Genomic DNA, 21888 nt, shown 5'->3' with positions numbered 1-21888 from the left:
ACCAAAATAGAAAACTACACCAAAAAATGAAGTTCCTTATGTAATTATGTACTCCTCTTTCGACAATAACTCCTATTGAAGAGTTAATTATTTTACAAGTTGTATTTCTCACTCTCATTGCTTTAATAGCACTCGACTATTAAACAGGGGGAATATATATGAACGCTACTGAATTTCAACATTGTGTGGAAAAATATTATAAAAGCAGAGGATGATCTGATTTAGATATTTTTATGCGAATTGGTTTTCTTGCTGAGGGAACCGGAGAGGTCGCCAGAGCCATTCGCGCTTTGGAAATCGGTCGAGATAGACCCGATGAAGAAGCTGAGTCATACACTGAAAACAGAAATGAATTAATTTGAGAGCTCGGGGATGTTCTCGGAAACGTCTCTATACTCGCAAATAAATACGATATATCTCTGGAAAAAGTGTTTAAGCTCATACCGACAAGTTAAATTCTATATATCCAATTGATTAAATTATGTTCGATTTAAGATATATTTTATCAGCATTAGAAATATTCATACAAAAAAGCTCAACCCCTTTTGGGGTTGAGCTTATATAAGCGGAGATGGAGAGAATCTCAAATCTCGTTTTTCCTTAATTTCTATATAAATATTATCCAGTTAAATCAAGGGGTTACATTATCCTGTTAATGTGTGACAAACGTAATTTATAAATATTTTATCAGATACGGGGTCAGAAAATGCTATACTCAAATTAAACTGATTGCGAAAGGATACACATGAAAATCATATACTTTTTAGAAAATTATCGATTTGATCCGTTACTGAAAGAAAACGTCCAATGCACTCAATGCAATCATAAGTATAGCACGAAAATACGTCAACGAGATTTACAGACAGATATCCGTTGTGAAAATTGCAAGCGAGTGTTTACCCACTTCAAATATCTATTTTAATACCGCCCACTACTTATTATAGTAGAAAGGCGGATTTTTTGTGCGCTATTTTGCAGAATAGATAACACCATGTTAAGCACTGATTTAATTTTAGCATAATAAAAGGACGGCTTTCCACACCGTCCAGTTTGAAGCTACAATATAACATCACAATTAGTTCTCTCGTCTCATTAATACCGGAGAACTGCACGTCTATATTATACCATGTTTAGTCTAAATTTATGAATATAGGCAGTCTAAATCACTCATATAATCATACTCATCCACACTATAAATATGTTCAAATTGAACAAACATAAAACTGTCCTCTTTACGCACAGTAACCACCCTGCTCCAATCGTCCAAGCTCTCGATGACACATTCTACCTGGTACTCGTAACCGCTCTGCCAGTACCGCAATATGACGTTTTGTCCTAACAATTCACGCAACTTCAACTCCATATCCTGCTGCAATTCATCTGTCAGATTAGGTTTAGGCACATGTACTTGTTCCACTTTCATTCTGCTCACATTTTCAAACTGTTCCGGCATCGTGGCAAATGGCGCCCACTTAATCATGCCTCTGCCTTGTGGAATATTGATGTCAGCTAGTTTAGATACGTTCATAGAATCACCTTTTAGGGTAATTATAGCGAACGTATGTTCTGTATGTAAAGATTAAAATAGCCCTCTTTTGGAGGGCTTATTATTATATCTTACTCACAGCTTTATTAAGTGTTACGATTTCATCTACATTCATTTTTTGTTCGTGACAGATTGATAAATCTTCTGTTTCTTCTCGTATCTTATTATATAGATCAGAGCAGATATCTCTTCTGGTTTTAGCGAGAACCCACTCTTTAATTCTCACTCTTTCCAGGAGAAAATATTTGTCTAAATCTATTATAGACTTTTTGTTAAATGGATTTCTTTGAATATCTTTTTCTTCAATTATGCAATTATTAGCTGGCATATTCATAAGGTGACGTGGTTTTAATGATTGGACTTTAAACATTTTTTTGCTTTCACCTGATTCATAACAAATATACATATGCGCAGATAACGCTAATCCCGAGCTTATATCAGGGAATGGCATTTTTAACGTTGTAACATCTCTTTCTTTAATCAATCATTAACACTCCATCCTCAATTGATACATACACTGGATTAATTAAATTTTCATGCACACTGAGTTTATCAAGAACTTCCGTGTGTTCATTTGTTAGTTTAGACATATCTTCTTTTGAAATAACGTACCTTTTATCACTAATTTCTATGATTTCTTTATCATCCATACCTTCATACAAATCATATAATTGAGATATTTTTTTCATATCTTGTTCAGATATGTCGGAGTCCTCTATAGGTATTTGTCTTTCACCATTGGCGATACGCTCTTCTTTGCTCTTCCATAAATCTAAGTGGTGCGTTAATTCTGATAGTTCATAATCAGTGAGTGTTTTAATTATACACTCAGACCTTTTCATATTGTCGATTTCCTCTGGAGTAAGGTTGATTTCAACCTTTTTCAATTCATCGTAAAATTCATCTTCTTCATGAATGAGATCTCCATAAGTGTTACTAAATACAGGGCCGTTTTCATATGCTCTTAGACTGCTTATATCATATTGTTTTCCATGTAATTTATTAAACATTTCATTGAAAAATAAAAATTTCTGAATTTGTAAGTTACGATAGTTAGATGTCTCTCGCTCCATGAGTAACCATCTTAATTTTTCCATTCTTGCTTTAGGAGTCCATACCATATACTTGCCCTCCTCTCTTTTTCTTCTTCACTCATAATAGTAGACTAAAAATGTGTAAATTCATAGATATGAGCGTAATATATTAACATAAAGTTCATTATTTGAGCAATACCTGTGTATTTGAAATATAAATCATATATGTTAAAAGCTTATGAAATAATATATGATTAGATTATTGAATGAGGAGGTTATTATTTAATGCCAAATATCCCAGCAGTTTGTCCTGAATGTTCATCCGTGTTCTCTATGCCTATTTTTCTTGAAAATTCTACAATTGAAATAAGCGGTATTACTGTAACTTGTCCTAATTGCTTAAGGAATGTTATGCCAGATGATGGTAAATATGAACATCAGAATGATGTTTTGCGCGTGGTTGATTCAGAGAACGATGATTTTATAAATAATATTATTGCAATATACACATCTGATATTAATAATCATAGTAAATTAAACCTTATTGAGAAGGTATTTGAAGATAAAAGAGGAAAGGAGTTAATAGATGTCGCAGGAGAAGATTTAAGAGAGAAAAGTGTGGAAGAGAAACTAATGTATATATTAGTTATTATATCTTCAGCTAGAAACTTTAAAGAAGATATTTCTTTCATAAATGACTTAATACAATTTATATTAAGTCACTAAATAAAGATATACATATTAAAAACACCCCTCTTACACACCATTCCAGTAATGTGTTCGAGGGGTTTTGTAGTTGAATTATTTAATTTTATTATGGTTGTTCAAGCCATATATTGTGTCTGTAATTTCGCGAGTGCTTAGTGACGTGTTTTATAGTAACTGATTAACTCGTTTCTGGACTGCGTTTGCGTTGTATCCAGCCTTTTTAAGCGCGTTGAAGCGAGCGTTACCGTTGCCCCACTTACCAGCAATGACTTCACGTGCAACAGTATCAATAGACTTTTTAGCTGACTTAGAAGGACTTGCGCCTAATTTCTTATTGACAGCGTTCTGAATAGTCGTAGGGTTATATCCCGCCTTTCTCAAAGCGTTGAATCGAGCATTTCCAGTGCCCCACTTACCGGCTATTACTTCATTCACAATAGTCGCCGTTGACTTCTTGCTGCTTGTAGGTTTTTTTGACGGTTTAGGCTTGCTGGCAGGCTTCGAAACCGGTTTGCTACTATTGCTATTCAGTGCATTTAAATGCGCTTGTACACGGTTTCTAAACGCTTGATAACTGTTCGTTGCGTGCATTTTATGTGGACAGTCTTTACCGCTCCAGTCGTAGTGACGTTTCAGTCTGTCCATTCCCCAACCGTACTGTTTAAGCACATAAGCGATATATAGTGCTGCGTTTTCCTCTGCTGCTTTATACCTGGCTGATTTAGCGCCTGAATATCCATTATCCATTGAGTAACAGATTTCAATGCCGATTGATCGCATATTACCATTACCCATACCATCACCTGCGTGCCAGGCTGTGCGATTGAACGGAATGAGTTGTACCGCCTCTTTATCGTCTATAGCTACATGATAGCTGACCTGTGCATTATTATTGTTATGGTACGCTGCTTCATTACGTGCGGATGCCGTGTTTCCTGTATTGTGGACAGTAATATATAACGGATTCATTGCGTATGGCGCTTTAATGCCGTACTTACTTGTGGGCAACATATTATTTACAATTTTATATGCCATTATTTAACCTCCTCATCGGGTTTGAAGCCTTTGAATTGTGTTTCGTCTGCTTTTTCCGGTTTTTCCACTGGCTTAATATCTTCACCGACACCGCCGAATTTTTGATTTCTAGTAAATACATCGTCACGTTCTTTTTCTGCTTGAGTTTTCTCTACCATACCTATCACTCCTTATTAAATTTGGGCATAAAAATAGCACCTCAACATTTCTGTTAAGATGCTTATTTCAAACCTTTTCTCTTTAGTTCTTCGTTTTGTTTTTGCGCTTTTCTACCACTGAAATGGTTTTTGTAAATCGTATATGCTGTGTAACCAAAACCGGCTATTGCGTAAAGTAATACACCGAATGAGTTAATGAGTTCTTCATCGAGCCATTCCATACCAAACCCCGCGACACCTGCAAACGCTGAAAATGCCAACAGTATGCCGAGTATCTGGTGGATTAAACCTTTTATTTTGTCGCTTTTCACTTCGTGCTTAACTTTTCTGTCGCTAACTGTATGTTGTTCACGTTCCATTAATAGTTCACCTCCAATAAAAATAGAGGAGCTTTCGCCCCTCATGCGTTATTTACAAATACCCAACCAGAAGCACTGCCAGAAACTTGCGCCTAAAATGATAAATTCGCTAGCTGTTTGCATCGTTTGAACTCACCACCTTTCATATTCCTAGCCATGTTCGTATAAGAGCCACCAGTAGGGAAGTGCCGAGCGTTCCGATTAGCCCAAGCATCCAATATTTTAATTTTTTCATATCTTGCCTGTTCTCTTTTTTTGCTTCTTTGTCAATCTCACGTTCTCTGTTTATACTGTCCAACGTAAAGTTCATTTTTTGATTAACCAACTCTTGTGAGTGTTGTCCAGTTTTGATTTCGTCCAATACATCAAATATTCTCTTTGTTTCTTCTTCGGATTTCTTTTCGTTTTCATCGATCTTCTTATGAAGCCGTGAAAAACGTTCTTCGTAATGTTCATCTTTTCTTTCTAATCTTGATAGTCGTTTTTCATGACCTTCTAATGACGCAGGCAAACGCTCACCCCTTTCTGCATAATAAAAGCCTACGGTTATTCCGTGGGCTGTTCTTCTACCGGTTCTTCTTCAGTCACAATGTCGCCATTCTCGTCTAATCGAAAGGATTCGGTGTCATGCTTCATTGCGTAATACTCATACGCTTGGTTTGTAAGGTTCGCCATCATATTGTGAATATTAACTAACTGCTTAACTTCGTCAAACGTCTTATACTTCGTTGCTTGTTCAAAGTCGTTTACCGCCGAAAATAGACCGTTGTAACTGTTAAATCTTAGAACTGAATGTTCGTCGCTTGAGTTGTTGTAACGTGCAATGTAGTAGTTTGTTTCTTTACCTGTTAATGTCATAATTATTTCTCCTCCACTAATTCTGTATTTTCGTTATCGGCTTCTGCGCCGTTATTATCAATCTCTGCTTCCAACACATCGATTAAATAATCGTGTATGCTCGCATCAGACGGGTTGCCGTTATTTCTCTCAACGCTTATCTCATGTGGATAATCAAGCAACGCATCGTACAGTGACGGCATTAAGTGTTCGTTTTCCGTCATGTCGAGAATTGCGTTTTCTTTGTATAACTCAACGAATCCCTCATTCTGCTTGTCTGCGTTGTCGGGGTATTCCGTTTTCAATTCCTGTGCATCCGATTGCAATTCTTGGAACTTCTCGACAACCTTTTTAAGCAGCCGCTGTCTAGCGCGGTTTGCTCGCCCGTTTAACTTTAAGTTCGGTAAATATTCTGCGATTGCATATAGTGTGCCGTTTAATATTTCTAATTTCATAATTAAACCCTCCAATTTTATATAAAAAAGAGACCTACGTTTGTAAGTCTCTAAGCACTAATCCATGAACGTGCGTAACGCATTTCCACCGGCGCGTATACATTCTCTCCGCGTCTGAATATTTCAATTTGAAAAGTCATTGCTCCGTAAGTCGGACGACCTAACGGCACGCTTAATGTGTGCCATTGCAGTCCGTCGCTTCGCCTAGCAGTGATTTCTTTGTTGAAAACAGGAATATTCACTCCAGTTGGAGAATTGACCGTTCTGATTTGAACGTTACAATACTGTGTAGCATAATCGCTATCCCAACGTAATCCCATTCCAACAACTAAATTATAGTAACGTCCTGCATGGTCACCGTAAGCAATACCCACAACTTGCGCTCCCCTGCTGTTAGTCCAGTACGTTTTATCATCGGTTTCAACTTCATCGTCGATGTAGCGTACTACAGGGACCGGATGCCCGAAGCGTTCCATACCGTTCATCACGAACGGTACACCGTCTGGTCGCCATATCGTCAGCTCGTGTAAGTCGAGTGTAACTGTACTTAATGTTGTTACAAACGCACTTTTAGCCATCATCCGCTCGAACATCGCTGTAGACGAAAATACTCTGTCGAGTAATGCTGTGCCGGATTTTATCCATGATGCTTCGATTGTGTTTGCGGATAATAATCGAGTTCGTATTTGTGAAGCGTTTAAATCCACAACGTTCAACGTCAATGTGTGCATTTCGTTGACGAAGTGTGTTTTCGTGATGAGTTGGTCGATTCTAGCCGAAGTAGCAAACATTTTGTCGATTAATACTGTACCCACTTGAATGTGGTCTGCTGTAATCACATTAGCTGTTAATTGATTAGCGAAAAGGCGAGCAAAGTTACCTTCTATTGCTTGTATTGCCAATGCTGTAATATCTCCATCAACGTATAAGTCGCCACTTAATCGCATGGCTTCAGCGACCATATCAATTCCCGTTGGACTGACACGCAACACCGCACCGATTGTTTCTCCGCCAATACGTTGTGCGCCGATTTGAACGTAGTCAGGTTGAATCGCAACGTCAGATTGCGATAAATATTCCCCGTCTATTTCCTGCACCTGCAATGCAATTTTATTAGCGAGTTGTTCAATGTTACTGAAAGCGTTAAGGAACGGTGTGCGTACATTGCCACGCTCTAATTTAGGCTCTTTGAAGCTAAACCGAGCATCGGTGTTAGCAGATAATCGGTAAGTCCCGATTAATACTCTTGCCCTTCCTGTAAAGCTCGCTTTGAACTTCCATGTACTTCGTCTTCTTGAAGCATCGATGACTTCATGACCTGTTGCACTACCTAAAAATTGGTTTGTGCCGTTTTCATTAATTAGATAGGTGTATCTGAAGTCTGGGCTGGAGTTCCAGTTTGTCGATGTCCTACCAATAAATGATAGTGTTAAATCTTCTCCGCTAACCACTTCAAATGTTTCTGACTGAACGCCAAGAACCGTTCCTGACAACGTTGAACGGACGACGTATTCCCTAAACTCATCTACCCAACGGGAGTTCACATTAATGAATGACGGTGGTTTCCATCGCTCCAAGTTTTCTCCTTCACTTACATCTGCAAAAGGAATTAAGTTTGGGTTAATGTCCGTGACATCGTTCAACCACACTTTAGACTGCACTTGTTCAGCGATTTGCGTGAAATGACTACCGTTTACACCGAGTACATCATCAAGATTTTGCAACTTACTACTTACTTGCTCCGATGTAGATTGGTATTCGTTAGTGAGTTGCGTTACATTCCCCGTCAATAGATCCACTTCAGTTTTAGTTGCGAGTGTACTCATCCCATCTTCGAGTTGACGCATTTCAAAAAGTAGTTGACTAACAATTTGTGAGTTATCTGAAGGTGATGGCGACCACGGTATATCGTGCGCATCGCCCTCGTATACATGAATTTGACGTGTGTCAAACCAACCTGATGAAGTGTCACCTCTTTCACGGTTTGTGCCTATCAAAAGTCTTGCTTGTCGAGTTGTATTAATCCAATTGAAAGTGATGTAATATCTGTGCCACTCACCATCTGCCATAAATCCTCTTAAAAGAGCAGTGTCAAGTGGTACATTTGAATAAGGACCCATGAAATACGTGTAGTCCAAATCTTTAATAACGTCACTCCTAAAATCAAATGCCAATGTGTATGTTTTACCTTGCTCTAAATAAACAGTATCTGGATAGTGATACCCCCAAGTAAAGCGACTTGATTCAACGTACGTCCGAATGTAATTCAGACTTTCGTTTGTCCGTAATTCAAATTGTGTGTCAGACCACGGCTCGAATCCCTCTATATTCTCTAGTGTCGTACCGATAACTAAGTTCGGGTATCGACGATTGTATATTTCAATCTTCTGTTCCAGTTCTTCCCTCTGGATATCTAATATAGATTGCAACGTTCTGTCGCGCGGTCCGATAAAATCATCGATGTTCATTACGTTATCTTTCAAGCTGTCAAGCATTTCTTGGTGTCCACTTGTGACCGTTTCTAAGTCTGTGCGTACTTCCTCCGCTTTCTCCTGCGCTTGCTGTTCAGCGTATTCCTTCGTCTGCGTGATTTCTGCGTTTAGATTGTCGGTAAATTCAGTGCGCGTACCTTCGATGAGATTCGTCATGTTCTCACGGTCAGCTTCGATTTCTGCTTGTTGGTCGATTAAGTTTTGTTCAAATTGATTCATTGCAGCAGTGAACTGATTATCAATCCAAGCATTCCATTCATTTTTAATACGAGTGATTCGGTCATTGGAATCTCTACCTAACCGTTTAATTTGAGCATTAATCCGTTTCATCTGGCGGTTCTCAAAATGATGGAAGTCACCTAACGTGAGTTTGCTAAGCTCCGGATCAAGTAGGTTATATTCAATCTTCTCAACACGAGCGCGCTTAATAATGCCCGCGGCTTTATACAGAACACCGACTGTATCACCAAGTTTAAGATTACCAATCCGTGCCACTTCTGTTTTCCACGTCGCTTTAGGCAGACAGTTTTCAAGCAGCCAGTAATACGTTGCATCAGCTAGTTTGATTTTATCTTCGATATCCTCGAATATTACTTCCGGTGCAATACGAGGTTTCACAACACCATCTTCAATAAAACCGTATTCTGCAGTTGCAGAAGGAAGCTCAATATAATTCTGTCCAACTGGTTTAGTAATACCGTCCTTACTCCAAGCGATGTCTCCGAATTCTAAACGCGGACCAAAGCCATCGCCAGATTCTTCACCGCGTCCACGACCCACCGCAGCAGTATACACTTCTGACTCATCTTGTTCTTGAGTAAGCGTAAGCACATTCGTACCATAAGCAAAACGCTGACCAGTCCATCGCCCGATTTGTTTCTTCATGATGATGTTTTTACTAATAATCTTACGGCCGTCAAACTGCAGCTCGTAATCAAATTCAACGCCATATGTGGAAATTAAATCATTCCAGGCATCCGTAATACTCGCGCGATAAAAGTTAATATCATGTCTATCAGTCACATCATAATCAATGACAGTCCAACCAATTGAGTTAAATGCAGCATCAGCAGGCGCTTTTGCTTCGCTATCCCTGAATCGTCTGTCATGAATATTCCCCATAGCTTTCGCTTCATCGAAGAAGATATGCACACCATCGAATAGTAGAAACTCGCCTTGCTCATTTGCAGTAATGTTGCGTGAGTATATTTTATACAGTTGGAATCTGCCTTTATCATCGTAGTGCCCGGCAAATTCTGCTTTGCTGACTGATTTTTGATAATTGTAATGCGTACCTTGTTTAGTTTCATAAAAAAGTGGCACTTCAACGGCAAGTTGGTAAATGCCGTTGCGTACCACTGTGGGTTTTGCGCTATTTATATGCTTTCTTGGGATAATCTTTTGTAGTTTTTTCGTTCTGTCAAATAGATAAATCATAGGCTGACACCTCTGTAACGTATCGTGATGCTTTGCGGAGTCGGAGTGACGACGATTTGGTCGCCGTTCTTAACTGTGAATTCTTCAAAGTCAGAATCCAGTTTTAAACCATCCATTGCATCAACTTCATTTGCGCTTCGTGTTAGATATAATTCTTCTAAATCCATTTGATAACGATCGGATATCAACTCATGTTCATAGTTTATATTCATTCCTGTGGATGTGTTGCGCATCGACCAAGTTTTAATCCCTGTTTCAAATTGCAATTCAATCACGGGATGTACAGGCTCTACAGAATCAATTACTAAGCGTTGTGCATTCACATAATCAATGCGTTTCTCAATTTTGTACTTCATCGGATCATGCCATAAGAAGTTTAATGTGACCTCTTGCTTCAAGCCCTCCTGCGGTACGTCTGCGCTCTCGAATTCAGCATAATACGTTAAATCCGGCTCATCTTTGAAAGCAATAGTATTCGCATTTCTTAAACGATTGTTTAAATCACTCATAAACGCTTGAATTAGCCCCATTTCTTCTGCTTCGATAAATAACACTACCTGAATACTTTTCGCCTTCATACGCTTGCCTAGCACCATTTGACCATTGTATTTAGCAGGAGTCGTTGTTTGAATATCATATTCATTTGTTTGCCGTCCATAGACATTAATTGTTTCTACTCGCAAATCGTTATTTGAGTAATAACTGTCGATATTCCGACCATCTACAAGCAATGAAAAAGGCGAACTGATTATCAGCTCACCCGTCTCCTGCCCTGGACCCTCATATTCAACTTCAAACATTAATACGCACCTCCTAAATACGATTCTTCTAAGTTTGTAACTCTTGTGTTCTCGTGATTAATATCTTCAGCAAATGCCCTGTATGAGCGGTTACCGAGATTTAAGTTGATGTTGGCATTCTGATTAATTTCAATACCGCGATCTATATCATCTTGCACGCTATGTCTGATATTTCTATCAATCGAGCCAATCTGACTATCTATATCAGCAGTCGTCGTTAAATCAGGCGCAAATGAGTTCGTCATATCTTTAGCCACATCGGTTACTGCACCGACTGCTCGACTTGCCATACGGTTTATACCGATTTCTAATCCTTGCATAGTGTACTCACCGAATGAACGGAATACACGGGATGGAGAGTTAATGCCGAGTAAGTTTTTAGCACCTGCTATGGCATCTCCTACAACAGATTTGGCAGCATCTACCGCAGCGCCTGCCATATTTTTGATACCGTTTATCAGCCCTCGAATTAAATCAGCACCTGCACTCACCATATCACCGACAAATCCAGTTACAGAAGATACTATTTGACTCCCCATAGATACCACTGCACTTACTGCACTTGCACCACCAGAAACGATAGCGGAAACGAATTGCGACATTCCTGAAGTGATGTTCGACACAATTTGTGACACGAAGCTCACTATGCTACTTATCGCAGAGGAAATGAATGATGCAAAAGTCGATAGTGCACTTGATGTGCCAGATGCTATGCTACTTACAAAACTACTCATTCCGGAAGTAATATTGCTAATTAAATTCGATACAAAACTTACTATCGAACTAATTGCTGACGATACAAATGATGAAATCGCAGATAGCGCACTTACTGTGCCGGAAATAATTGAACTAACAAAGCTCGCCATCGCACTAATAATCGTTGAAACAATACTCGCTCCGAAAGAAACAATTGAACTGATCCCCGATGCAATAAAACTAACTATTGCACTTAGCGCACTTGCTGTACCACTAATGATTGATGATACAAAAGATGTCATTGTTGAAATGATACTGCTGATTATGCTTGCTCCAAATGCAACAATGCTCGCTATAGTTGAAGCTATCCATGTAACGAAGTTATTCTTAGCCTCAATAAGTTTCATTGCTATTGTTAAAGCGAATTGAGTTAAAGCAGATGTTACTGTTGAAGTTAACTGTATGCCCCAAGCAACAATCGCAGCGATAACACTAGTTACCCATTGAATAATAGAATTGTACGTTTGTGCGAGACCTTCAGAAATTATTGTGACAATCGTATTCCACAACGCTTCAAAAATCCCTTGCCCCTGCTCTCTGAATTGATTGAACGTTTCAATAATCAGGGCAACACGTTCTTGTATAAATGTCGAGATAAACGTCCAGGCCGTGTTTACAATGTTTCGGAACCATTCAAGTTCCTGATAAGCCATAACAAATATCGCAACAAGCGCTGTAATCGCAGCAATAACAATGCTGACAGGACCACCTAAGAATGATAATGCTGCGCCCAACAAGGAAATAGCACCTTTAACCAGTGCAGATTGAGTGAACAATCTAATCAGCATACCGATGAAGGGCAGCAAGACTTTGGTTACGACTAATATCGTTGGCACGAGCATCATAAATATACCTGCCAATGTCGTAATGACCCCAATAACTTGCGCCACTATTGGATTCGTTTTAAACAGCTCCGCCGTCCAGGCAATAATCGCATTAACAACCTCGAGGACAACTTGTGCGATTGGAGCCATAGCAACTGCAAAGTTCACTACCATCATGACAATGTTCCCGATCAGTCCAACAACCGTTGGTCCATTCGTTTGAATGTAATCAATGAATTTCTGGAACCCGTCCGATTCTTTAATTGTGGCCGACCATTCTCTGAATCGCTCCATCATATCGACTAATCCATCTAAAACAAGCGAACTGTTCTCTCCAAAAGCAGCGAATAAATCAATAATACCGTGAAAGGCATCGCCAAAAATAGAACTAATCTTCGGCATATTTTCATTCACATAATCCGTAAATGCTTTAAAACCGTCATTTTCTGCCATACGAGCCGACCAGTCCGCAAACTTCGTGCCCATATCCTCGAATGCACCAGCGACATTTTCAATCAATGGCATGCCGGCGTTGACCATATCAACTAAGCCTTTACCAAACTGCCCCAATCCGTTAATGACACTATCGAATACCGTTGAGCCTTTCGTACTCATGTTGTCGTAGAAACGCAGCATCGTTGGCGATTCTTTCATGAACTCTTTAAATTTATTCGTCATACCCGTCATGGATTGAACCACATCGTTGATAAATGGTGTTAAGCCTTCCAGTGCAAACTGCGCCCCATAGATAGCTTGTCCCATCTGCATAAATATCCTGTCGATATTCTGGTCTACAATGCCACTCCATGCCGATTTAATACTGTCTAAGGCTCGTGTGAAAGCGCTGGATGACTCTGTTGCTTCAAAGGCTTCATCATTGTAACGCGCCAGTACAGAAGCGACTAAGCCTCCGTAAGCAGCCGCGCCTAAACCCGCTACACCTAACGCACCCACAAATCCAAGTATGTTACCGACCGTCACACCTAAAGCATTACCGAGTGCCATAATTGCTGAAGTTAAGCTTGCGATAATCGGAATTAGAGCACTAAATGATGCAAGTAATCCTCCACGTATGACATTACCCAGTACAATCCCGACTGCAGAAATCATCTTTGCAAGTCGCATGAGCTCGTTTTGGAAATTGTCGTTCATTCGATCAACATCATCGACGAATCTTCTTAGGTTATTCCGAGCTCTATCTACTCTGACAACCACGTTTTTTACTATGTTTTTTGCCGAAAAACGTCGCGCGAGTGCTTCCGCTTGTAGTAGTCCCCGGCGGAACTTACTAATATCAGCATCAACTTCAGTTTCGATTTCGTTAGGTAATGCTGTAGCCATCGCTTGCGCTTTCTTAACATTACGCTCAAAATTACGTATATTCGCTTGAATTTCTGCAATAAATCGACTGATGTTATCCATCGCTCCACTCCTTTCTTACTTATCTATTTTGAATTTTTATTATCTAACCAACGTTGCAATGCTCGTTGTCTGACCATGCGTTTTGCACGTTCATGTTTGCGTTTTTGTTCTTTATCAAATTCATAAGACGATTTCGTTTGATTGATCAGCACACGTTCTTCATCAAGCTTTTTACTGATAGCTTTAACGTTTTTTCCGTGGTTTAATTGAGCGAACATAATGGATTGTGTACGCATATCTTCCAGGCCGTCTAATCGGCGGTGCCTGGCACCTTTAATCATTTGCTCCCATTCGTGCGGAGTCAGTAATTCTAACTCTTGAACAGAAATATAGCCGATTAACTGGATTGTCTTTTCAATCACATAATCAAAATCTAAGCCTTGCTTTCGTACGGCGGATTGCCCGTGATTTCCTCGTACAGTTCCTTGAACATTTCGATTGAATCCTTCTGTTTCTCTTTCTCTTCGCCTTTCAGCTTCGAGTAAGAACGATGCATCATGAACCATAGTGTCTGTAGCTTTCCCTTGTAGTACCCGCCCTCATTGAGTAAGCGTAAAGCTCCAACAAAATAAGGATGTAAGTCTGATTCATCCGCAATATCTTCAATCGCTTCAGCAATATCTTCTAAAGATGGCGCTTCTTTCTTATAATGTGATGTCCCACAATGCCAGAACTTAACAAGAGCATCAGGGTCTTGCTGCATAAGCCCCATAAAGATAGATGTCACTCCGTCACCTTTTTGTTCTTTACCTGTTTCTTCATTCAATTCATTTTTAGCGTACTTTTCAGCCGTTTTACCAAATAAATAAGTACCTTTTGCTTTATATATATTGTCATTAATTCTTAATTCCTTAATCGCTTCAGTCATAAAAATCTTCCTTCCAATTCAAAATAGATAAATAAAAAAGAGTGGCAAAAGCCACCCTGTTATTAAACTTCTTGTGTCGTTGCATTTTCCAAATCGCCTGTTGCAGCTCCGATTGTTTCGTATGCCACTTGTCCTGCGAGTGATGGATCTAAAATTTCATCTGGTAGTTTCGGCTCTTCACCATCTGCCGAGTTAAGTTTCACTTTAAGAGATACTTCAATTGTGTCGGATTCATCATCAACAGATAATGAGCGTGACTCAGGGATTACATAAGCGAAAGTTGAGTTATGTTTTGCAGTTTCTCCTGTCCCGACTAAAGTGTTATCGATAATCCAAAAACGCATCTGTCTACCGTATTTACATGCATCTTTAAAATCTCTGTCTGCTGTAAATGTTGGGTCGTAAGGGAAAGTGACCGAGATAGTTTCTTCGACAACGCCCCCACTCCAATCTTTACGATTACCTTTGATTGATTCTCTTAATTCGTTTTCAATCTCATGAGAAAATTCACTTGTGCCTGTCATGACATAATTTTCAGCTGTCGCTTGTGCTGTGGGAACGCTTGTCGGAATACCGAGTAATGTCCATTTATCTACTGCCATTTACTTCATCTCCTTGTTAAATGTTTAACGACATACCGCAATTGCAATATGCCGTGTGATGTTTCTAAATCTATATCTGGAATCGTCTGTTTATTAATCAGTCGGATTCTTTTAATTTCGTAATATTGCATGACCGGATTAGCCGTCGCGTAGTGTTCTAAATCGGTCAGTAAGCCGCGAGTCATGTCTGCCGTTGTATACTTACCGGAGCGATGATACAGATGCAATGTGAGTGAGATTTCTTCCGTATGCGATGCACTGGAATACGCTCTCGATACACTACATTCTCCGACAATAATATATGTGAATGGTGTAATCTTGTTCATGTTTTCGTCATAGCCGATACCGTCTTGCTGCCTGTCATAAATATTGCCGTCCACTTTCTCCATCATTGGAGACTGCAATAGATTATTCATTACTGACCGTGCTAAATCTTGTTCAGCTGATTTATATCGTTGCACCTGCATCACCCCCTAAAGTAGTTTTTAAAGTATTGTTCAGTAATATCCATTGTCGGTCTCCAAAACGGCTGAGCGACCATGCCGTAAGTTGTGAAGAATTGACCGTCTTTGTAGTATGTCCATGGTATTTTCTTAGCTCGTGAACCTCCTGGGCCAGTCGCATGGATTCCTGTGCCATATTCAAGGTAAATCGCAATGGGAGACCCCACTAATACAGTACCGTTAAAGCCTCTGTATGTTGATTCGATAGAATCACGAGTATCACCCGTATCCACCGCTATACGCCGCCTAGATTCGTTATATGCGATTTCTGTAGTCGTTTCGATACCACGCTCTGCCCAATCCTTTACATCGTTTGACCACTCTTCTAAATCAACAACGATTCTATTTGTTCGAGCCACATCATCACGCCCTTTCGACTGGAGCGCTTAACACTTCATTTTGGCCGCCCTGATCCTGCAAGTCACCTTTGAACTTATACTTCACATCACCATAAAAAAACACATCAGACCGAGTAATATCCGTATCAAACGGAATATAAAGCACTCGATCTAATGTGATATTTAAGTTGTGGTAATTAATTTGCTGTGAAGATGTCGGTGTGTCCATGAAGCCTTGAATCGTGTGTTCTGATTCTTTTATAGTCTCTTTCCACGGATAAACTGTCTTATCAACGACTGTTTCAGAACGGACGACTCTTAAAGTGTGAGGATATTCTTCTAAAAACATTACTTACCACCCCACGATACCTTTCGATAAGGTTTGATAAGTTTGTATAGCTTTTCCTCATAGTCGTTATCCCACGAATAACTTACACTACCCATATTACGGCTTGATAAGCCCGGATTGTGATATTCAATCATCTTAGCGATAAATTCTTGCACAGTGAGTGGATAAGGCTCAATAAACACTTGGTTACAGTATTCAGAAGCCACCCCTGCATAATGTGGGATGAGTAACTCGATGCTTTCATCTTTAGATTTGTCATCAAGCTTCCACTTGTTTATGATTTTGACTTTGTTTACATCCATTTAAAAAGCACCGCCTTACTCTTCCAATAGTCCGATTAAATCGGCTTTTCTCGCACTCGAACTGTATTCAATACCTTGTTCGTCAAGCATCGTTTTCAATTCTGCGACAGTGTAATCATTGAGATTCTGCACGGTTTGTGCAGCGATTACTCCCCCGTCGTTGGTTCCGATGCCGCTAAAGGGACTTGTACCACGCCGTCAAGACGTTCAGGGAACATTAGCACACCTGAAACGATAAGTGTTTGTTGTGTTAATGTGTCGTTACCTAAGAAGTGTTTCATTCCAATGAATCCAGTGTCATCTGAAGTCAGTCCAAATGTTACTCCTAAGTCTGAAGTTCCTGCAGGAATATACGCAATGACTAAGTTTTCAGCGGCAGTTGAATATACAGAACCGCGTGTGACTTGTGTCGAAGTGAATACCACTGTACCTGTTGCGTCTGTGTAGTAGTTCAGTCCGAAAGCCGTTTCGAGTGTTAACTGCTTATCCGCAATCGCCTGTGCTACGTCCATCGGATGAGCGAATACGATAACGCGAATTGTGTCATCTTCGAATACAGTTTGTAATGCACCCCAAGACGTTGCAAGTGCACCTTGTAGACCGTTTGCAGCGTTTAGGTTCGTTTGCGCTTCACCAGATTGTACGAGATCAAATAAGTCTGTACGAATACCTTTCTGGACATCTTTAATCAGCGCATCATCTGTGTACTGTACTGCATCGTTTGCACCATAAGTCTGAATTGCTTCACCTGAAGTAGCTTTACGGTATTTTTTAAGTGTTAGCTTTTTAGTGCTAATTACAGCTGGTACAACGTCAGATAATGGAATTAAGTCACCCTCTGCCACGTTACCGTCCGCTAAGTTAACTGTCGGCTTACCAAGTAACTCAATCGTCATACCTGTCTGAACAGGCATTAAACGTGAAATGCCGATAGCCTCTTGAAAATCTTTCAGCGACTGTTCAAAGCGGTGTACGTAATCGACTGATTTCTCTTTAAAGTTGTCCAGTGAAGGTACTGTTTGTAAGTTATCCTCCGGGTAATTCGGTGATGCGAAGTGTTGAATATTTAATTTAAATTTCGGTACGAATGTCTCCGGAACGAATTTCTTTTGTTTGTTTTTCATTTAGCATTCTCCTTTTAGTTAAATAAATTCATGTTTTGCTTAATTGCATTTTGTCGCTCTTTAGGGTCTTGAATATTCAATATGTCAGATTTCGTCATTTTCGGTGGCGCTCCACCCTCAGATGGTGTTCTGCCTGTCTTCTTATTACTTTCAAATAAATAAGGTTTGCTTTCTCGCAGTGCAGTGAGTTTGTCGTCAAGACCTTTCACTGTGTCGCCGTCGAGTTCCAGACCTTCTTTATCGAGTAAAGCCAGCACATCGTTGGCATCATTCGCATCCTTAGCCACAGCTAACTTAATCGCGCTTTCGAGTTTCACCTTACTTAACGTTTCTTCATACTTATCGTTATTGGCTTTGTAGTCGTCTAGCTGTTTTTGTAACGCTTCATTGTCAGTTGTAGAAGATTTTAGTTCTTCGATTTGCTTATCACGATTAGATAACTCTTCGTTTGCAGTATTGAGTTGAGCTTCTAAATCAGTGACTTTGCTCGCTGAATCTTTGTATTCTTTTAAACTGTCGTGATGCTCGTCTAAAATTTTCGGGATATGCTCTTCATCGATTCCTAAACCTCTTAAAAATTCACGTTTCATTTATAATCAATCCTTTACAGTTTTTATTACGCTGGCACGTCCAGCATGGGTTTGCACAATATCGCTTGTGCGGGCATGAAAAATAGACCTTTTAACGTCATGTCCAGGACGGGATCATATTATTTATTCATCTGTTTAAATCAGCTAATGTATAGCCATCAAGATACCCAAACACTCATTTGGACCACCTCCGATTAGATTTTCAATGCTGTAACAATAAAGCATCACATCCTTTCGTGTGGTTATTCGTCAGAAACCTTTATAATCATCACGCATAAAACCAACACAAATAAGCACAGGAGAGCCATTACAGGTCTGCCTACACTTAACATATGGATTGCTATTAAGACGTACACAAGGGCGATAGAACCGAAGAATACGGTGGGTTCGTTAAATTTCATATTAAAGACAATAGACGGGTAATATCTTCCGGCTTATGGCCGTCGTACTCCGGTGCTTTTTCTAGTTCTTTCACATTAAACTCATCCCAATATTCTTTGCCGTAATGATATGTGTATTGTCCTTCCGATGTCTCTATACCAACGATAAAGCTGTCATCGAACATCGTACCGTCATCATGTAACCAAGACTTCCAAGCCTTATCACGATTAGTTTTACACAACAAACTAAATAAAATCATTCTGTGATAATAAAGTTCATCAAAAGTGTGATAACCGTCAGATACATATCTCGCTGATAAATCATGTGCTTTCATGATGGATATCACTCCATTAGCTTGTTCGGTCATGCCTTCTTGCAATACTTCTTTATCCATACTCAATATCCCCAGCTCCCGTCTGTCTTCTTATGAAATCCTCGCTCGACCATCTTCCGGAAACGTTTCGCATCAGTCATTAAGTTATGCTCCGTGCGTTCTTCCGTTGTCGGAGTCGGATTCTTATACCACATCATTTTCTTAGATAATTGATTGTAATAATCTGGTGCAATATCATCTTCATGAAACTGCAGCCAATCTTGGTAATGGTCGAATGAAGTTTTTTCATATACTTCACGTTGATCCGCACTCATAGTCTCGTCGTCTAACTGGTCCAGTTCAATACCGTTTACTCTGTACCCTACAGAACACCGGCATCCCATGTTCTCCTGCATAGCATTGATACCTACCATCAAACGAGGACCTTTGCCGTATGATGCAGTCGCTTTCGAATAAAATAAGCCTTCATGGTCGGATACTTGACCGTCTAAGACAATATGTGTTGTACGGACTCTTAAATCACGCTGAGACACCCATATGCGCTTTAAACGACTGCCTTCATCGACAAAACGTTTACCCCGTTCCTTATCGTCAAACTTGAAGCCTTTTGGCGCTTTATTTGGTTTATCTTTTAATTCATTTACTGCGGTATCGTATCGTTCGCCAAGTTGAACTTCTGCTAGTGCTTCGGCGCGCCCTATTTCATACGTTGATACACGCTGCACTCTAGTTGTGTACTTCTCCGCAATGCGTTTTAATTTCTTCTTAGTGGCCGATGGATTGATATTGTCATTTACGCTTGAATTCAGCGTACCTTTCAGCTCCCGCAGCATATCGTTTCTATGATGCGATAATGTGTTCAGCAAGTCGTATTCTTCGGTGTCCTGTTTCAGTAACTTCCTTAACTCCAGTAACTTTGGGAATGCAAGCACCGGTGCCAATCCTGTTAATCCAGACAATAAAAAAACACTACCCACTGTCGAATGGATAAATGCCAGTGCTTGTGCATATGCAATTGTTTTATATAAAGCTGAATAATCACTCGTTATATCCTGTTCAAGCTGCTTAATCGCCTTGTTCAAACGATTGTATTTGTTCAAGGCTTCTAGGCTGTCCTCATCTGCATAGTTATTTACTAATGAGTCATACATACTGATAATCTCATTAATACGTGTCTGAAACCGCTGATGTACACTGTTTTCAGCCATACCAATTAGTGCATCAATTTGCCGTCCTAAATCATTCCAGTTCATCGCCCTCAACTCCCTTTATTGGAAGTTCGGAATCAACGCGGCCATCTTCTGCAGCTAATCGCTCTTTTTCTTTTTCCAGATCGTCTACCCATGGATGGTTCGCCATCACTGTATCATCACTAATAACAGTTTGTGACATACTCGCTATTTGAGATTGTTCTAACTCATTCACCATACGGTTATAGTTGAATGTGACATCGACTTCATCAGCAATATTCCCATCCATATCCTCGTATTCAAATACGAACCATAACAGCTGCTTAATTGCCGGTATCGTTTTTCTAGCCAATTGTTTAGTCTTTAAATCCAAGCCGGTATACAGGAATCTCAATGCAATCCCAGAAGGACTATTGCCGAGTTCGTTCTTATTAAAATCAACACCACGACCGTACTCATAAACATATTCTCTAAGCTTCTCTAGCCATTCGTTTGATGATGTAACAGGCACTTCTACACGGATAGTATCGACACCACCATCTTCAGAAACGTTAATTGCTTTGTAGAATTTTAGATTCCGCATGAACTCTCCGAGATTCTCACCCTCATATCCTCTCAAGATATAGATAAGCTCCGTTGATTCATCGAACATGTTCTGCGTATCAGATGACCGTCTATTCATCGCATCTATAAACGTCTTGTATCGCCAGATATCACTCACTGACTGCGAGTTGTTCTTGAATGGTATGAAAGGCACCCTGCCCCAACTTTCACCGTCTAAGTGTGTTGTTGGATTGTTTTCATTGATGCCGTGGTACCAACCCAGCTGCAATTCACCGTCTTTTGAGATGTAATACCACACCCGTTCGGCTGTCCAGTACTCCACGCGCAATTCATCGCCGACTGTATAATGTCGGATTACTGCATGCAGTACACGTTGTTTACGGTCTTTCCATACAGGTACAATCTGTTCAGCGGGGATTTCAAGTGTATTAAAGTTACCTTCTTCATCCACATATGGATGCAACCACTCCACACCTTTATTTGATGCAGCAGTGAGTATATCGTTTAAATCATCGTCAAAGTCATAGCCTAAGTGTTTTTCGATAACTTCTGTTACTTTCTCTTCTTTGTGTTGATAGTTAGGAGATTCTCCGACAATGTAACCGACTTTCTGATCGACTAGGTTAGCATGCGGATTGTGGTCAAATCGCCAATCGGGTTTCAACTCATCCGTTTGCCCGTTTGTGTCTTTCGGAGGATCTTCACTCTTAATATCAGGGTCACCGTCGTAATACCGCTGTCCTGTTTGATAAATCGCTATATTTCTATCATGTTCAGTAATCAATCTCAATATCATTTCTTCTTGCGTTTCATCTTCAACTTTAATACTGTCTGTTAATATCTCGCCGTGCGGCTTCGTAAATGGGTCCATTCGAGTACC

General features: G+C 39.9%; 26 protein-coding genes and 1 pseudogene. 2 read left to right on the top strand and 25 right to left on the bottom strand.

Features of this window, described 5'->3' with window-relative positions:
* Positions 1-158 precede the first annotated feature (158 nt).
* Positions 159-478 (top strand): annotated as a pseudogene (locus DFR63_RS11890) (MazG nucleotide pyrophosphohydrolase domain-containing protein).
* A gap of 663 nt (positions 479-1141) precedes the next feature.
* On the opposite strand, the gene DFR63_RS01640 reads toward DFR63_RS11890, so the two are convergent.
* The 3 genes from DFR63_RS01640 to DFR63_RS01630 all read right to left on the bottom strand — a co-directional run bounded on the left by DFR63_RS01640 (position 1142) and on the right by DFR63_RS01630 (position 2667).
* Entirely contained in the window at positions 1142-1528 is a 387-nt protein-coding gene (locus tag DFR63_RS01640; RefSeq protein ID WP_115884014.1) for a YolD-like family protein, read from the bottom strand.
* An 82-nt stretch (positions 1529-1610) separates the two neighbouring features.
* Complete coding sequence (locus tag DFR63_RS01635) at positions 1611-2030, bottom strand: hypothetical protein (protein ID WP_115884013.1); 420 nt, start codon at positions 2028-2030, stop codon at positions 1611-1613.
* Positions 2023-2667: a hypothetical protein gene (locus tag DFR63_RS01630; protein ID WP_115884012.1), complete on the bottom strand. Its 645-nt coding sequence runs from the start codon at positions 2665-2667 to the stop codon at positions 2023-2025. The genes DFR63_RS01635 and DFR63_RS01630 overlap by 8 nt, the downstream gene beginning before the upstream one ends.
* 198 nt (positions 2668-2865) lie before the next feature.
* On the opposite strand from DFR63_RS01630, the gene DFR63_RS01625 reads away from it, so the two are divergent.
* Positions 2866-3306 carry a hypothetical protein gene (locus DFR63_RS01625; protein ID WP_115884011.1) on the top strand — a complete coding sequence of 147 codons (441 nt, stop codon included), beginning with the start codon at positions 2866-2868 and terminating at the stop codon, positions 3304-3306.
* 147 nt (positions 3307-3453) lie between these two features.
* On the opposite strand, the gene DFR63_RS01620 is transcribed toward DFR63_RS01625, so the two are convergent.
* From DFR63_RS01620 to DFR63_RS01520, 22 genes are all read right to left on the bottom strand, one after another.
* Complete coding sequence (locus DFR63_RS01620) at positions 3454-4323, bottom strand: N-acetylmuramoyl-L-alanine amidase (RefSeq protein ID WP_115884010.1); 870 nt, start codon at positions 4321-4323, stop codon at positions 3454-3456.
* Positions 4323-4481, bottom strand: coding sequence for a hypothetical protein (locus DFR63_RS11695; protein WP_162842258.1), 159 nt, complete (start codon positions 4479-4481; stop codon positions 4323-4325). Before DFR63_RS11695 ends, DFR63_RS01620 begins: the two co-directional genes overlap by 1 nt.
* 62 nt (positions 4482-4543) lie before the next feature.
* Positions 4544-4840 (bottom strand): hypothetical protein, encoded by a 297-nt coding sequence (locus DFR63_RS01615; protein ID WP_115884009.1) that lies wholly within the window; start codon positions 4838-4840, stop codon positions 4544-4546.
* Between the two features lie 142 nt (positions 4841-4982).
* On the bottom strand, positions 4983-5351 hold the full coding sequence (locus DFR63_RS01610; protein ID WP_162842257.1) for a DUF2951 family protein: 369 nt from the start codon (positions 5349-5351) through the stop codon (positions 4983-4985).
* Between the two features lie 35 nt (positions 5352-5386).
* On the bottom strand, positions 5387-5698 hold the full coding sequence (locus DFR63_RS01605) for a hypothetical protein (protein ID WP_115884008.1): 312 nt from the start codon (positions 5696-5698) through the stop codon (positions 5387-5389).
* A 2-nt stretch (positions 5699-5700) separates the two neighbouring features.
* Positions 5701-6132, bottom strand: coding sequence for a DUF1617 family protein (locus DFR63_RS01600; protein WP_115884007.1), 432 nt, complete (start codon positions 6130-6132; stop codon positions 5701-5703).
* A gap of 50 nt (positions 6133-6182) precedes the next feature.
* The gene (locus DFR63_RS01595; RefSeq protein ID WP_115884006.1) at positions 6183-10061 is read right to left on the bottom strand and encodes a phage tail spike protein; all 3879 of its coding nucleotides are present in this window, start codon (positions 10059-10061) and stop codon (positions 6183-6185) included.
* A complete protein-coding gene (locus DFR63_RS01590; RefSeq protein WP_115884005.1) occupies positions 10058-10861 on the bottom strand; it encodes a distal tail protein Dit in 804 nt (267 codons plus the stop codon). Before DFR63_RS01590 ends, DFR63_RS01595 begins: the two co-directional genes overlap by 4 nt.
* On the bottom strand, positions 10861-13593 hold the full coding sequence (locus tag DFR63_RS01585) for a phage tail protein (protein ID WP_147302188.1): 2733 nt from the start codon (positions 13591-13593) through the stop codon (positions 10861-10863). The genes DFR63_RS01590 and DFR63_RS01585 overlap by 1 nt, the downstream gene beginning before the upstream one ends.
* Before the next feature lie 293 nt (positions 13594-13886).
* Entirely contained in the window at positions 13887-14225 is a 339-nt protein-coding gene (locus tag DFR63_RS01580) for a hypothetical protein (RefSeq protein WP_115884003.1), read from the bottom strand.
* Positions 14226-14236: 11 nt separating this feature from the next.
* A complete protein-coding gene (locus DFR63_RS01575; protein WP_115884002.1) occupies positions 14237-14731 on the bottom strand; it encodes a tail assembly chaperone in 495 nt (164 codons plus the stop codon).
* 62 nt (positions 14732-14793) lie between these two features.
* Positions 14794-15333 (bottom strand): phage tail protein, encoded by a 540-nt coding sequence (locus tag DFR63_RS01570; protein ID WP_115884001.1) that lies wholly within the window; start codon positions 15331-15333, stop codon positions 14794-14796.
* A 5-nt stretch (positions 15334-15338) separates the two neighbouring features.
* On the bottom strand, positions 15339-15794 hold the full coding sequence (locus tag DFR63_RS01565; RefSeq protein WP_162842256.1) for a gp17 family tail completion protein: 456 nt from the start codon (positions 15792-15794) through the stop codon (positions 15339-15341).
* Between the two features lie 5 nt (positions 15795-15799).
* Positions 15800-16195, bottom strand: a complete 396-nt coding sequence (locus tag DFR63_RS01560) for an HK97 gp10 family phage protein (RefSeq protein WP_051239017.1) — start codon at positions 16193-16195, stop codon at positions 15800-15802.
* A gap of 4 nt (positions 16196-16199) precedes the next feature.
* The gene (locus DFR63_RS01555) at positions 16200-16523 is read right to left on the bottom strand and encodes a phage head-tail adapter protein (protein WP_115883999.1); all 324 of its coding nucleotides are present in this window, start codon (positions 16521-16523) and stop codon (positions 16200-16202) included.
* Positions 16523-16825, bottom strand: a complete 303-nt coding sequence (locus DFR63_RS01550; protein WP_115883998.1) for a head-tail connector protein — start codon at positions 16823-16825, stop codon at positions 16523-16525. Before DFR63_RS01550 ends, DFR63_RS01555 begins: the two co-directional genes overlap by 1 nt.
* Positions 16826-16840: 15 nt before the next feature.
* Entirely contained in the window at positions 16841-16957 is a 117-nt protein-coding gene (locus DFR63_RS01545) for a HeH/LEM domain-containing protein (RefSeq protein ID WP_211313771.1), read from the bottom strand.
* A 14-nt stretch (positions 16958-16971) separates the two neighbouring features.
* On the bottom strand, positions 16972-17949 hold the full coding sequence (locus DFR63_RS01540; protein WP_115883996.1) for a phage capsid protein: 978 nt from the start codon (positions 17947-17949) through the stop codon (positions 16972-16974).
* A 14-nt stretch (positions 17950-17963) separates the two neighbouring features.
* A complete protein-coding gene (locus DFR63_RS01535) occupies positions 17964-18539 on the bottom strand; it encodes a phage scaffolding protein (protein WP_115883995.1) in 576 nt (191 codons plus the stop codon).
* Positions 18540-18936: 397 nt separating this feature from the next.
* Positions 18937-19314 carry a WDGH domain-containing protein gene (locus DFR63_RS01530; RefSeq protein ID WP_211313780.1) on the bottom strand — a complete coding sequence of 126 codons (378 nt, stop codon included), beginning with the start codon at positions 19312-19314 and terminating at the stop codon, positions 18937-18939.
* Between the two features lie 2 nt (positions 19315-19316).
* On the bottom strand, positions 19317-20507 hold the full coding sequence (locus tag DFR63_RS01525) for a hypothetical protein (protein ID WP_115883994.1): 1191 nt from the start codon (positions 20505-20507) through the stop codon (positions 19317-19319).
* Positions 20494-21879, bottom strand: a complete 1386-nt coding sequence (locus tag DFR63_RS01520; RefSeq protein WP_115883993.1) for a phage portal protein — start codon at positions 21877-21879, stop codon at positions 20494-20496. Before DFR63_RS01520 ends, DFR63_RS01525 begins: the two co-directional genes overlap by 14 nt.
* Positions 21880-21888 lie beyond the last annotated feature (9 nt).

This window comes from Jeotgalicoccus halotolerans, assembly GCF_003387165.1.
In the GTDB taxonomy this organism is placed as follows: Bacteria; Bacillota; Bacilli; order Staphylococcales; family Salinicoccaceae; genus Jeotgalicoccus; species Jeotgalicoccus halotolerans.
Note: the sequence above shows the minus strand (reverse complement) of the source record. Positions and strands in the feature narration are given on the sequence as shown.